General features: G+C 73.6%; 11 protein-coding genes. 6 read left to right on the top strand and 5 right to left on the bottom strand.

Annotation, left to right across the window (positions count from 1 at the left end; translation table 11 throughout):
• The gene (locus IC607_RS03765) at positions 1-609 is read right to left on the bottom strand and encodes a hypothetical protein (protein ID WP_191785629.1); all 609 of its coding nucleotides are present in this window, start codon (positions 607-609) and stop codon (positions 1-3) included.
• Positions 610-819: 210 nt separating this feature from the next.
• On the opposite strand from IC607_RS03765, the gene IC607_RS03760 reads away from it, so the two are divergent.
• Positions 820-2,580, top strand: a complete 1,761-nt coding sequence (locus IC607_RS03760) for an HNH endonuclease signature motif containing protein (RefSeq protein ID WP_191785628.1) — start codon at positions 820-822, stop codon at positions 2,578-2,580.
• A 228-nt stretch (positions 2,581-2,808) separates the two neighbouring features.
• Here the strand turns inward: IC607_RS03760 and IC607_RS03755 are convergent, their stop codons facing one another.
• Entirely contained in the window at positions 2,809-3,867 is a 1,059-nt protein-coding gene (locus IC607_RS03755; RefSeq protein WP_370525986.1) for a methyltransferase, read from the bottom strand.
• Positions 3,868-4,112: 245 nt separating this feature from the next.
• A complete protein-coding gene (locus IC607_RS03750) occupies positions 4,113-4,718 on the bottom strand; it encodes a TetR/AcrR family transcriptional regulator (protein ID WP_191785626.1) in 606 nt (201 codons plus the stop codon).
• A gap of 258 nt (positions 4,719-4,976) precedes the next feature.
• Between IC607_RS03750 and IC607_RS03745 the strand changes: the two genes are divergently transcribed.
• From IC607_RS03745 to IC607_RS03725, 5 genes are all read left to right on the top strand, one after another.
• Positions 4,977-6,326, top strand: coding sequence for a GAF domain-containing protein (locus IC607_RS03745; RefSeq protein WP_191785625.1), 1,350 nt, complete (start codon positions 4,977-4,979; stop codon positions 6,324-6,326).
• Between the two features lie 134 nt (positions 6,327-6,460).
• Positions 6,461-7,984, top strand: a complete 1,524-nt coding sequence (adh, locus tag IC607_RS03740) for an aldehyde dehydrogenase (RefSeq protein WP_191785624.1) — start codon at positions 6,461-6,463, stop codon at positions 7,982-7,984.
• Positions 7,985-8,363: 379 nt separating this feature from the next.
• Positions 8,364-8,708: a DUF779 domain-containing protein gene (locus tag IC607_RS03735; protein ID WP_225224494.1), complete on the top strand. Its 345-nt coding sequence runs from the start codon at positions 8,364-8,366 to the stop codon at positions 8,706-8,708.
• Positions 8,709-8,788: 80 nt separating this feature from the next.
• Complete coding sequence (locus IC607_RS03730) at positions 8,789-9,325, top strand: DinB family protein (protein WP_191785623.1); 537 nt, start codon at positions 8,789-8,791, stop codon at positions 9,323-9,325.
• Positions 9,326-9,459: 134 nt separating this feature from the next.
• Complete coding sequence (locus IC607_RS03725; RefSeq protein ID WP_191785622.1) at positions 9,460-10,356, top strand: hypothetical protein; 897 nt, start codon at positions 9,460-9,462, stop codon at positions 10,354-10,356.
• A gap of 6 nt (positions 10,357-10,362) precedes the next feature.
• Here the strand turns inward: IC607_RS03725 and IC607_RS03720 are convergent, their stop codons facing one another.
• Together IC607_RS03720 and IC607_RS03715 are read right to left on the bottom strand one after the other, a co-directional pair.
• A complete protein-coding gene (locus IC607_RS03720) occupies positions 10,363-11,283 on the bottom strand; it encodes a transglutaminase family protein (RefSeq protein ID WP_191785621.1) in 921 nt (306 codons plus the stop codon).
• A complete protein-coding gene (locus IC607_RS03715; protein WP_191785620.1) occupies positions 11,280-13,793 on the bottom strand; it encodes a circularly permuted type 2 ATP-grasp protein in 2,514 nt (837 codons plus the stop codon). Before IC607_RS03715 ends, IC607_RS03720 begins: the two co-directional genes overlap by 4 nt.
• Between the last annotated feature and the right edge of the window lie 19 nt (positions 13,794-13,812).

Raw genomic sequence — 13,812 nt, 5'->3', positions numbered from 1 at the left:
TCAGGCGGTCCGTCCGGCAGCCTCGCGGGCCGGCGCAGGGCCCGCGGCCAGGTAGAGCGCCTCCTCGTACCCCGCGCCGACGTCCAGGCGCGTGATGTCGGCCAGCGCGAACCGGGACCTGTCCTTCGCCCACCGGGCTCGCGGCGAGACCTCGACGAGGTGCACCTTGCGAGAGCCGACGGAGCGGACCGCCCCGATCCAGCACACGTCCGGGCGGGCGAACTCGTCGTGCACGGTGACCAGCGGTGACATGCGCGCGGCCGACCTGATCGCGTCGGCGACGTCGTCCGCGTCCAGGTCAGGCGAGACCGGCGGCCACTGTCCACGAGCCTTGAGCGCCTTGATCTCGAACGCGTCGGCGTCGACCTCGATCGACACCGCCTGCACGTCCTTGAGCCGAAGCAGCGTCCACCCGTCGAACGTGACCCGGTCGGACAGCCTCTGGAGGACCACCCAGTGCGTGCCGATCGTGACGACGAAGCCGTCGATCCGGTCGGAGCGAGGGATCCACCGGCGGACGTTGACGAGCAGGCCGCGTGCCTGTGCGTACTCGAGGCGCTCGCGGATCGCTCTCTTGTCGATGGGCGGCTTCTTCGGCTTCGTGGGCACGGGGACATCGTGCCGGATGACGAGGCTTCGACGCGGGTGCCTTGCCCCCGCTGCCCGCGCGCCCGGAAAGTCGCTTCGGGGGCCTCCGCGGCGGGCCGTCGCGTCGCTGCGGCTGCGCCCGGGTGACCGCGTGTCATGTGGGCGAGCATCCCTGTCCACAATCGAACGTGCGTACGGTTTTGCCGCGAGGGCGGGTGTCACGATCGAGCCATGGCCAGAGACCGGATCGTCGATGCAGGAGCGCTCGTGCGTTCCGCGCTCGGCGCGGGTTCTGGTGATGGTGGTGCCGATTTCGGAGGGCGTGCCAGCGACGACCAGGCGGGTGCTGATGCGCAGCCTGGGTGGTCGCTGTCGGGCGAGGTCGCGGCGTGGTCGGACGAGGATCTGCTGAGCGGGCTCGCGGACGTCGAAGCTCTCGCGCGCCACGTCGAGGTATGGCGTGGCGCGTTGGCGGTCCAGGTCGACGAGCGCAGCGGTCGCGGTGCCGACAGCCTGGCGCGCAGCCGCGGATGCCGGACCTCGCGGGAGCTGATCCGCCGGGTCACCGGTGCCGCGCAGTCGTCGGTCTCACGCTGGATACGTCTCGGTCGGGCGACGCAGGAGTCGACCGCACTGAGCGGTGCGGCTCTGCCGGCGACGTTCCCGTACGTCGCCGATGCGCTGCGTGATGGGCGGCTCAACATCGATGCGGCGTTGAGCATCGTCGACAACCTCAACCCGGTGCGCGGGTTCGCGGGTGCCGCGGCGGTGCAGGTCGCCGAGGAGGAGCTCGTCGGCGGGTGCGCTGCCGAGCACGCTGATGGTGTGCCGCCGGTCGATGCGGACTCGGCACGGATCCAGGCCGCGACGTGGGCCGCGTTCTTGGACCAGGACGGTACAGAACCCGCCGAGACGGAGCTCGCGCACCGCTCGCTCAAGCTGGGGGGCCTGCACCACGGGCTCGTGCGGCTCAGCGGTCTGCTCCTGCCGGAGGTCGCCGCTTCCCTGCGTGCCTACGCTGACGCCTGCACCAACCCCCGCACCCCCGCCGTTCCCGACCCGAGCGCGTGGGCCGCCCACGCGGCCGGCGAGTGTGCGGCTGGCGACTTCGCGACTGCCGCGGGTGGTGAAGAGACAGCTGGCCCGACCGCCGCCGGCGAGTGCACCCCTGACGAGTCCGACCACCTCGACTCGGCGGCCACGAACGAGGAGGCGGACGTCGCGCCCGACCCTCGCACTGCACCCCAGCTCATGCACGACATCCTGGCGATGGCGCTTCAGGCCGCTGGGCGGATCGCCGACCGACGTTCCCTGGCCGGCAACTCACCCACGGTCCTCGTCGCGACGCGCGCATCGGATCTCGCGGCCGGGCACGGAACCGGAGTCGTGTTCACGGGCGACACGCTTGGCGGCCAGGTGCCGCTCTCGATGGCCGCGGTCCGCCAGCTCGCATGCGCAGGCGCGATCCAGCGGGTCGCGTTCGACGACGCGGGAGCGGTGGTCGGCCTGTGGTCGCCCGAACGCTGTTTCACCGGCCACCAACGACGCGCCATCACCCTGCGCGACGGAGGCTGCGTCATCCCCGGCTGCCACGTCCCCGCGGGCTGGTGCGAGGTCCACCACGTGACCCCGCACGACGACGACCCTGACGGCACGCACACCGACAACGGCGTCCTGCTGTGCTGGTACCACCACCGCACCATCGACACGTCCGGCTGGCAGATCCGCATGCGCGAGAACGTGCCAGAGCTCAGACCACCCGCGTGGCTACGCACCCTCACCGACGCAAGACCCGGCAACCCGGCTACGGAACGCGTCGGCAGCAACCGGGCTGACGGCGACCGCGCCGGCAGCAACCGCGCCGGCGCAGACCGCGCGGGCAGGCCCTCTAGCGACGACGGCTGGCGCCGCGCTGCTGGCTCGCCCGCCCGCATGCTCGACGCCCTCTGCAACCATCACACGCCCAACAGGTACCGACCGAGCAGGTCGTGACCCGATCGCGCACGGGCCGCCCCGACACGTGAGCGGTGGAGCCGCCTCGTCACGTGAGCGCTGGGGTTGCCACGTCGCGTGAGTGCCTGAGTGCCGGGTCTGCTTCATCCGGCAACTGCCGGGGCCGGGTCGCCGCGGCCCTCGTGCCGGGACCGAGTCGTCGCGGCTCGAGCGCACGGAGTGGCTGGTCTCGGTGGGAGCGCACGGACGGGAGCGCCACGGCCCGAGTCAGGTTCGGTCCAGGAGATAGATGCGCGGGTGGTGACCCTTGGCGAAGACGCGGGTCTCGGAGCGGACCGCCCACAGGTCGGTCTCTCGCAGGCAGCGTTCCATGACCTTGATCTCGTGCGTGAGGACGACGAGCCTCGCGCCCGGTGCCGCGAGGCGGTGCGCCTCGCGGAGCAGGGTCGCGTGAAGATCCGCGTTGGTCGCGTGGCTGCCGTGGATGGTGCCCCAGGGTGGGTCGGCGAGCAGCAGATCGTAGGCGCCGTCGGCTGCGGCGATATCGGCGGTCTGGAGCGTCGCCTTGCGTTGGAGGGCGGCCGCCTCGAGGTTGGCGCGCGACGCCTCGACCGCGTCGGTTGCGAGGTCGATGCCGGTCGCGACGGCGGCTGGACCGGCGAGCAGCCGCTCGATGAGCAGCGTGCCCGAGCCGCACATGAGGTTGGCGACGCGATCGTCGGCGTCCACGCCCGCGAGCCGCACCATCGCGGCGGCGATCGTCGCGTTCACCGCACCTGGGTAGTCCGCGACGCGCCACGGGCGTGCCGACAACGGGCGGTTGCCGACACGGACCAGGACGTCCCAGCCGGGATCTGCCTCGGATGTGCGGGCGTCGCTTCCGCGTACGACGCCGCGGCGGACCCGGACGACGAGCTCGCCGTCCTTCTCGTCGTGCTTGAGACCGGTGGCTGCGTTGAGCTCGGAGGCCAGCCGCGCGAAGACCGTGGAGTCGCTGCCCGCGGCCTCGAAGCGGAACGTGGACGAGCCGGCCACGCGCAGGGAGGCGTAGACCGCGTCGACGATGCGGCGCAGGTGGTCGCCGCTGGTCAGCGACTTGGGCCGCGGAACGTCGAAGTGCAGCACGACGAACGCGGCGACGGCCGTCGTGAGGCGGCGAACCTCGGACAGGGCTCCCGGAAGCGTGAGGACCAGGGCGTCGGAGCGGCCGGGCACGAGGGTGGCCGGGCGCTTCGGGTGCAGCACCTCGGCGACCTCGTCGCGCAGCACGTCCGCGAGCCCCGGCAGGAACGTCAGCTCGACGACGGTCGGCGCCGTGCTGGCCACGCGTCCGGCGGTGCCGCGATCTGTGACAGGACCACGGCGAGCGCCCTGAGGACGGTCCGCCCCTGCTCGACCGGCATCGCGCCGGCTCGACGTCCCTCGTTTGCCCTCGCCGCGACCAGCACCTCCGCGACCAGCACCGCCGCGCCCGGTGCCTCCGCGGCCTTCGTCGGACCGTCCTGCGCCACCGTGACCCGACGCCCGACCGGACGACCGCCCGCGGCCGCTGCCCTGACCCGCCACCCCGGTCAGGCCGGGACCAGCACGGGCGCGCCGACGGCGCGCAGCACGAACGCCTCGGTCTGGGCGATCGCACGCTCGCGAGCGGGGCCGTCATCGGGCACGCCGCGGCCCGACAGGCACGCGTTGACCAGGGGCACCGTCGTGTCGAGGTCCTGCTCGGGGAACGCGCCCGACTCGATGCCGGCGGACAGGATGTCGCGCAGCACCTTCTCGACGATGACGACGTGCTCCCGGACCCGCTGCTGGGCCGTGCGGGACAGCACCGAGCGCAGCTCCGGGCCGGGGGCCACGTGGTAGACGCGCTTGAGGTTGGCCTGCTGGCGGACGTAGGTGCGCAGCTGCTCGACCGGGTCGTCGATGTCGTCGAGCGAGCGTTGCAGGGTGGCCGCGTACTGGTCGGTCTCGTGGGTGATGAACCCCAGGAGCAGCGCTTCCTTGTCCGGGAAGTGGTTGTACACCGCCGTGCGGCCGACGCCGGCCGCCTGCGCGATCTCGGCGAGGGTGATGGCGTCGAAGCCCTGCTCGGCCATGAGGGTCGACAGCGCCGCGAAGAGCTTCTGCCGGGTCTGCTCACGGTGCTCGTGCAGCGACCCGCCGATGATCTTGGGCATGGTGACATCCTCGCACAGAACGTCAGCAAATCGGGACGCGGACGCCGGCGGGTGCCCGGCTGGTTGCTGTACCACCGACGTCTGTGCCAGCGACGTCTGTGCCAGCGACGTCGGCGAGAGGCCGATCGCCGGAATCGTGCGGAAGCGTGATGCGGTGGGGGATGTGCGCAGCGACGCGCGAACCTACACTCGCTGTGTCCGGTTCCTGACGACGACGGCGTCGCGCGGTGGTCGGACAGCGGCCGGGCGGGAGGCCCCATGTCGGTGACGACGAGCGCACGGGTCGATGCCGCACGCCCGGATGCCGCGCGGCGCGGGACCCCTCGTCCGGATGCCGCGCGGCGCGAGGCCCTTCGTCCGGATGCCGCGCGGCCGGACCGGGCGCCCGCCGACCCCGCTCGCGTCAGCAGCGCGCACGACGTGTTCGTCACCACCGGCCGCGCCCCGGCGCGCAGCGTGCGGCGGCTGGTCGTCGACTCCTGGCGTCGCAGCCGGCGCAGCGGCGTGGACCCGGACGTGTCCGCGCCCCCCGTGGACGTCACCCTGAACGACCTGGCCGGCCTGCGGCGTGAGCACCCGCTGGCCGGCGTGCTGCCCGCGGTCCGATCGTTGCTGCTCGACGCGGACCCGGACTGGGTCACCGCGCTCACGGACCAGCACGGACGCCTGCTGTGGGTGGAGGGGGACAAGAACATCCGCCGCCGCGTCGAGCCGGCGGGGTTCGTGGAGGGGGCGGTCTGGCGCGAGGACTGCGCGGGCACCAACGCACCGGGCACGGCGCTGGCCACGGACCGCGAGGTGCAGGTGGTCGGGCACGAGCACTGGGCGCGGCCCGTCCAGCCGTGGAACTGCACGGCGGTGCCGCTGCACGACGGCGGCGGCCGGGTGCTGGGAGTGCTGGACGTGACGGGCGGTTCCGTCGTGGCGAGCCCGTTGGCGATGCGGCTGGTCCGGGCCACGGCCGCGGCCATCGAGGCAACCCTGCGCGCACCCGGCCCGACGAGCACCGCGCCCGCCGCCCCGCCGGAGCCGACCCTGCGCGTGCTGGGTGCGCGGTCCGGGTCGTTGACCGTCGACGGCACGACGCAGCGCGTGAGCGGCCGGCACGCGGAGATCCTGCTGCTGCTCGCGCTGCACCCCGCAGGCCTGTCCGCGGACCAGCTCGCGGTCCTGCTGTCCGAGCACGACCTGTCGGGCGTCACGGTCCGCGCGGAGGTCTCGCGTCTGCGACGCCTCGTCGGCCCGCTGCTCAGCGAGTCCAGGCCCTACCGGCTGACCCGGCCTCTGCGGACGGACGCGGACGCCGTGCGCGCCGCGCTCGCGGTGGGCGACGTGGCCGGTGCGCTGGCCGCCTACGCAGGTCCCCTGCTGGCGCGATCGGCGGCGCCGGGCGTCGAGCGGGCGCGCGCGGACCTGGCCGACGACGTTCGCTCCGCCGTGCTCGCGTCGCGCGACGTGGAGGCCCTGGCCCGGTGGGCCGCGTCCGACGAGGGCGCCGACGACTGGCAGGTCTGGGAGGCCATGGCGGACGCGAGCCGCCCCGGGTCCGCCTCGCACCTGCGCGCGCACGCCCACCTGGCCCGGATCGAGCGCGACCTGTTGGCGTAGCGATTCGTGGTGTCGGGCAGCTGCAACGTTGGTGCAACGGTCGGCGTCCTACCGTCGGCGCAGGACGGGGCGACGAGGCCGCGTCCTGCGGGCGTCACACCCCCTTGCGCCCGCCTGACCTGCCAGGAGGCGCGATGACCGTCTACGCAGCACCGGGACAGCCCGGCAGCCCCGCCACGTACCGCGACCGCTACGACCACTGGATCGGCGGCGAGTACGTCGCCCCGGCCGCCGGCCGCTACTTCGAGAACCCCAGCCCCGTCACCGGCAAGACGTTCTGCGAGGTGGCGCGCGGTGATGCCGACGACATCGAGCGCGCGCTCGACGCCGCCCACGGTGCGGCCCGCAGCTGGGGCAAGACGTCCGCCACGGAGCGGGCCCTGGTCCTCAACAAGATCGCCGACCGCATGGAGGAGAACCTCGAGCTGCTCGCGGTGGCCGAGACGTGGGAGAACGGCAAGCCGGTCCGCGAGACGCTCGCCGCCGACATGCCGCTCGCGATCGACCACTTCCGCTACTTCGCGGGGGCGATCCGCGCGCAGGAGGGGTCGATCTCGGAGATCGACGGCGACACGATCGCCTACCACTTCCACGAGCCGCTGGGCGTGGTCGGGCAGATCATCCCGTGGAACTTCCCGATCCTCATGGCCACGTGGAAGCTGGCGCCGGCGCTCGCGGCCGGCAACTGCGTGGTGCTGAAGCCGGCGGAGCAGACGCCGGCGTCGATCCTGCTGCTCATGGAGCTGATCGCGGACCTGCTTCCCCCGGGCGTGGTCAACGTGGTGAACGGGTTCGGTGCCGAGGCGGGCAAGCCGCTCGCGTCGTCGCCCCGCATCCGCAAGATCGCCTTCACCGGTGAGACCACCACGGGCCGCCTGATCATGCAGTACGCGTCCCAGAACATCATCCCGGTCACCCTCGAGCTGGGTGGCAAGAGCCCCAACATCTTCTTCGAGGACGTCGCCCGGGAGAAGGACGACTTCTACGACAAGGCGATGGAGGGCTTCGCGATGTTCGCCCTCAACCAGGGCGAGGTCTGCACCTGCCCGTCGCGCGCCCTGATCCAGGAGTCGATCTACGACGGGTTCATCGCGGACGGCGTCGCCCGCGTGGAGGCCATCAAGCAGGGCAACCCGCTCGACACCGACACGATGATCGGCGCTCAGGCGTCCAACGACCAGCTCGAGAAGATCCTGTCCTACCTGGACATCGGCCGCGCCGAGGGCGCCAAGGTCCTGACGGGCGGTGCGCGGGCGCACCTGGACGGCGACCTGGCCGACGGCTACTACGTGCAGCCGACGATCTTCGAGGGCAAGAACTCGATGCGGATCTTCCAGGAGGAGATCTTCGGACCGGTCGTCGCGGTCACGAGCTTCAGCGACTACTCCGACGCCATCCACACCGCCAACGACACGCTCTACGGACTGGGCGCCGGCGTGTGGTCCCGGGAGGCCAACATCGCCTACCGGGCCGGCCGCGACATCGAGGCCGGCCGCGTGTGGACCAACTGCTACCACGCATACCCGGCGGCGGCGGCGTTCGGCGGCTACAAGGGCTCCGGCGTCGGCCGCGAGAACCACAAGATGATGCTCGACCACTACCAGCAGACCAAGAACCTGCTGGTCAGCTACTCGGGCACCAAGCTCGGCTTCTTCTGACGGATCGGGTCGAGGGAGCCGCGCCGGACAGCAGTCCGGGGGAACGGCCGGGGCGATGTGCGCCGACGACCGCCGCCCCGGCCGTGCTGCGGATCCCGCACGTCCTGGGACAGCGGTCGTCGCGCGTGGGGCCGCAGGGGGGTCGCTCACGTTCACCTCCGTCACGGGACGTGCGGGATTCGTCGCGACCTGGCGGGTCCGGCCGACGACGTCGTGATGCGCGAACGCCGCCGCGGCGTTCTACTCGAAGTGCACGAGGAGGTGCGACGTGAGCGTGATGGGGTCCGAGGAGACGACGCACGACGAGTCGACGCACGACGAGAGCCGCGGCGCCGGTGCCGTGCCGGAGCGGGTCGCCGTGACCGACGCGGCGGCGCAGATGCTGCGCAGCCTGCGCGATCAGCACGGCGAGCTGATGATCCACCAGTCGGGGGGCTGCTGCGACGGCTCGTCGCCCATGTGCTACCCGGCGGGCGACTTCCTGACCGGTGACGTCGACGAGCACCTGGGCGACCTGGACCTGGGCGACGGCGTCGTCGTGCCCGTGTGGATGACGAAGGCGCAGTACGAGTACTGGAAGCACACGCACCTCACCATCGACGTGGTGCCGGGACGGGGCGCGGGGTTCTCGCTCGAGGCGCCCGAGGGCGTGCGGTTCCTGATCCGCTCGCGGCTGCTGACCGACGACGAGTTCGCGCGGCTCCAGGCGGCGGGAGTGCTGTAGCGCGACGAGTGGGGGAGCGAAGGTCGGCCGGCGTGGAACACCGTCGACGCCGGGGCCGTGCGGGCCCTAGCGTTCTGGCCATGACGACGTCCGACGCCCCCGCCATCGAGCCCGACGACAAGGACTGGACCTGGGTGCTGCGCGAGCGCTGCCCGGAGTGCGGGTTCGCGGCCGCCGACGTCGACCCGACGTCGATCGGCGCGACCGTCCGCGACCTGGCGCCGCGCTGGGTCGCCGCGCTGCACCGCGACGACGTGCGCCGACGCCCGTCGCCCACCACGTGGTCGACGCTCGAGTACGGCGCGCACGTGCGTGACGTCTTCGGGGTGTTCGACGGGCGGCTCGCGCTGATGCTCGACCAGGACGACCCGCCGTTCGCGAACTGGGACCAGGACGCCACCGCGCTCGCGGAGCGCTACGACCTGCAGGACCCGACCGTGGTCGCCGAGCAGCTCGCCGACGCCGCCGACGTGGTCGCGGACCGGTTCGACGCGGTGCCCGACGACGCGTGGGAGCGGACGGGCCGGCGCTCGAACGGGTCGGTCTTCACGGTCCGGACGCTCGGGCAGTACTTCCTGCACGACGTGGTCCACCACCTGCACGACGTCGGCGCCTGACGAGTTGTCCACAGATGTCGTCCACACCCGTGGGTACAGCGGGTGAAGCCTGTGGACAACTGATTCGTTTCGGTGGCGGCTGCCCGCATCACGCCGGAAACCTCGCGGCAGCATTCGACCGCTAGTTTCCGGTCATGACCCTGGTCCGGGCCCTGCCCACCGCGCTCGACGGGCACCACGTCCTCGTCGTCCCCCGCGGCACCGACGTCCGCGCGCTGGCCGCGGCCTGGTACCCGCACGTGGCGTGGGAACGCGAACCGGTCGCCGCCGTCGCGGCCTCCCGACCCACGGGTGCGCGGTTCCGCGGGATCGCCGTCGCGGAGACGGCCGCGGTCGACGGGCTGCTCCGGCTCGACGACGACACCGCGCTCGTCGGCCCGTTCGCGGTCGACGGCCCTGAGACCGGGACCGGCGCGGGCGCCGTCGACGTCTACGGCCTCCAGGCCCGACCGGGCCCGGCGGCGACGGCCGCCGACCGCCGTGCGACGCAGTGGATGACGGCCGCCGCGCGCCGCAGCGCCGGGATGGTCGCATCGGCGAACCGGCAGCGCTCGCTGGTCCCCGACCCCGACGCCCGCCCCGACCTCACCCTGTGGTCGGCCGAGCCGATGACCGCCGCCGACGCCGTCGCGCTCGTCCGCCCCGCGCTCAGCGGTGCGCGGCTGGCGCCGTCCGACGTCCCGCACGCCTACGGCTCCGGCCCGCAGCCCTTCGCGCTCACCGCGACCTACGAGTACGACGGCGCCGTGACGATCCGGCTCGACCGAGGCACGCAGCCGCCGGCGCTCGCGGCGGTCGACTGGCGCGAGCACGGTCCCTGGGCCTACCGGGTGGCGTGGGAGCCGTTGGAGCCGGCCGAGCTCGACGTCGAGGACCCGTCCCCGCTGCACGTCATCGCCCGCCAGCGCGTGTCCCCGGCGATCGCCCGGGCGACGGCGGCCTTGTGGCGGGCCGTCGGCGGCACGGTGCTGGACGCCGGCGCCTTCGTCGTCGCCTCCGACGACCTGAGAACGCGCGCGACGCGGCCCTGAGCCAGGTCAGACGAAGCGGGGGGTGCCCGACGGGACCAGGTCGACCGCCACCGTCAGCTTCGAGCCCGAGCCCTCGGTGAAGATGACCCCCCGCAGCGGCGGGACGTCGTGGTAGTCGCGTCCCCAACCGAGGACCACGTACCGGTCGTCGACGAACTGGTCGTTGGTCGGGTCGATGTCCACCCAACCGGCGCCGGGAAGCCACGCGGCGAGCCAGGCGTGCGACGCGTCGGCGCCGCGCAGCTTCTCGCGCCCGGCCGGGGGGCGGGTCTCGATGTACCCGGACACGTACCGCGCGGGCAGCCCGTGGGCGCGCAGCGCGGCGATCATCAGGTGCGCGAAGTCCTGGCAGACGCCCGCGCGCTGGGCGAGCAGCTGCGCCTGTGTCGTGCTGACGGTCGTGGAGCCGGACCGGTAGGTGATCTCGGTGCGGATCCGGTGGGCCAGGTCGACGAGCACCTCGCCCAGGGGACGGCCCGGGGTGAACGACGGCGCCGCCCACTCCAGCACCTCGGGTCCCGGCACCGCGTGCACGGACGGCAGCACCATCTCGCGGAGCGCGACGAGCACGTCGGGGGAGACGGCGGCGGCGAGGTCGCCCTCGTCGACCGATCGCACCACGTCCTCCCACGGCACCACGGGCAGCGAGTCGAGCGTCGCGGCCACCCGGCTGATCTCGATGGTGGACCTTGAGGTGACGACGAGCCGGGTGTGGGGCTCGGTGACGTTGTAATAGGTGGTGCGGTTGCCGTAGAAGTCGATGTGGCCGGCCGTGTCGGAGGGCGGCGGGTCCAGCTCGACGACGGACGTGTGCACCGCCTGCCCCGGCAGGTCGCGCGGCGTCATGGTGGTGCGGCCGTAGGAGTCGGTGACGGGACCGCCGTACGTGTAGGTGGTGCGGTGCACCAGGTCGTAGGTGCGTGTCATGGGCGTTCCGTCTCGTCGGCCGCGTCCCACGGGTCCTCGAGCGCGCGGCTGGGGCCGGGCCGGGCGAAGTGCACGCGCTGGATCTCGTCCGCGGCGGAGCGCAGCCGCCACGCCATCGACTCCAGCGCCTCACCGAGCCGGTCGCGCCGGCCTTCGCCCGCGGTGACGGCCGCCGGGTCGAGCTCGGCCAGCAGGTCCCGGACGTCGGACAGAAGGTGCTCCGCGGCCGGCACCGTGCCCAGCTCGGCGCCGAGCCGGTCCAGCTGGAACGCGAGCGAGCGCGGGTTGGTGCGGTCCAGCAGAAGCAGGTCCAGCACGTCGGCCGCGCCTGCGTCCGACGCGTAGCGGCGACGGAACGTGATCGACGAGTCGTGCGCCAGCACCACCGAGTCCACCACGTGGCTCTCGACGCTCGCGGGCCGCCGCTCCACCAGGGTCGCGTGCAGGTGGTCCACCACGTGCTGCGCGCGCTCGATGCGGCGACCGGCGTCCAGGAACCGCCAGCCCACGTCCCGGACCAGACCCTCGGCCGCGATGCCCGCGACGGACAGCAGACCCTCGAGCACCTGGTCCAGCGCGGGCCGCAGCCCGGCGGTCGCCGCGCCGGCGTCGTCGAGCCGCAGGTCCAGCCCGTCGTCCGCGCCGGGCCGACGACGCGCCCGCTCGGCCCGCAGGGACCGGTCGATGCGGGCCAGCGGGGCGAACGTGTCCGACGACAGCTGGTCGCGCACGGTCGCGGCGGATGTGCCGAGCCGGCGCAGCGCCGCCGCCACCGACGTCGTGGTGCGGGTGTCGAGGACGAGCGCACGCAGGCTCGCCCCCGTCTGCTCGTCGGCCGGTTCCGCGCTCGCGACGAGCACGGCGAGCGCCCGCCCGCCGGCGGACCGCGGCCGTCCGTGGTGGTCGTCCCACCGGTCGACGACGACGCGCAGCACGCGGGCGCGGTCCTCGGAGCGCTCCGCGTAGCGGCCCATCCACCACAGGTTCTCGGCGATGCGCGCGGAGATGCCCGTGCCGCTGCGGCGGCCGGCGGGCGCGAGATCGAGGTCGACGGGCGCCAGGTCGACGGGCGACGCAGAGTCGTCGCCGCCCGCGTCGGGCTGCGAGGACAGCACCCAGACGTCCTTGGCGACGGCGCCCGACGACGAGGACACGACCTCCGAGTCCGAGACGCGCGCCAGCCCCCCAGCCATCACGGTGTACGAGCCGCGGTGCGCGACGGCGTACGTGCGCAGCATGCCGGCCTGCGTGGAACCGGCCGGCTGACCGTGCCGCGTCGCCTCCTGCGCGGCCCAGGCCCACGGCTCGGCCGTGATCCGCGCGGCGAGCGCCTCGCGAGCCGCGGCGTCGAGCGTCCACCCGGCGATGACACCGGGGCCCGTGCCGCGCTCGGTGGGCAGCAGGACGAGCTCGTCGAGCCGGCCCAGCACGTGCTGCAGCGACGCGGTCTCGCCGCACCACCACGTGGGCGCCGACGCGAGCTCCAGGTCCTGGCCCAGCACCGTGCGCGCCAGCCGGGGCAGGTAGGCGAGCAGCGCGGGGTTCTCCAGCACGGACGTGCCCAGCGGGTTCACGACGCTCACGGTCCCGCCGCGCACGGCCCGGACCAGCCCCGGCACGCCCAGCCGCGATCCGGTGCGCAGCTCCAGCGGGTCGCACCAGTCGGCGTCCACGCGCCGCAGCACCACGTCGACGGCCTCGAGCCCCTCGAGGCCGCGCATCCACAGCCGGCCCTCGCGCACCAGCAGGTCGGTGCCCTCGACCAGCGGCAGGCCCAGCATGGAGGCGAGGTACGCCTGGTCGAAGATCGTCTCGCTGGCCGTCCCGGAGGTGAGCAGCACGATCCGCGGCTGCTCGGCGTACGCGGGGGCGACGTCGCGCAGCGCACCGCGCAGGGCCAGGAAGAACGGGCCGAGCCGCTGGATGGACGCCTGCCGGTACACGCCGGCGAGCACCTGGGACACGACCCGGCGTCCCTCCATCGCATACCCCGCGCCGGACGGTGCCTGCGTGCGGTCGGCGACGGCACGCCAGCCGCCGTCCGGGTCGCGCACCAGGTCCGTGGCCGTGAGCACCAGCTCGCGGCCGCCGGGCATGCGCAGGCCGTCCGCCGCGCGCAGGAAGCCGGGGTGCCCGACGACGGTCGTCGGCGGGAGCAGCGCGTCCGTGAGCAGCCGCCGCGAGCCGTACAGGTCCACCAGGACCGCGTCGAGCAGCTCCGCGCGCTGGCGCAGCCCCGCGTCCAGCACAGACCACTCCGCCTCGTCGACCATGACCGGCTCGGGGTCCAGCCGCCACGGGCCCGCGCCCTCGGGCTTGTCCGCGCCGTAGGTGACGCCGTGGTTGGCGAGCAGCCGCTCGGCGTCGTCGCGCGCGCGGCTCAGCGTGCGCTCGTCCGGGACGTCGTCCGGGTCGGTCAACCAGCCCCAGTCCGGCCGGTGGGTGTGCGCCCGCGCGTCGTCGTCGGACGCGTCGGCGGTCGGCCGAGGCGACGAGAGCAGGTCGGTCACACGGGGAGTCTGCCCTGTC

This window comes from Cellulomonas sp. JH27-2, assembly GCF_014837175.1.
In the GTDB taxonomy this organism is placed as follows: Bacteria; Actinomycetota; Actinomycetes; order Actinomycetales; family Cellulomonadaceae; genus Cellulomonas.
The sequence above is the reverse complement of the archived record's forward strand: the minus strand, read 5'-3'. Positions and strand labels throughout refer to the sequence as shown.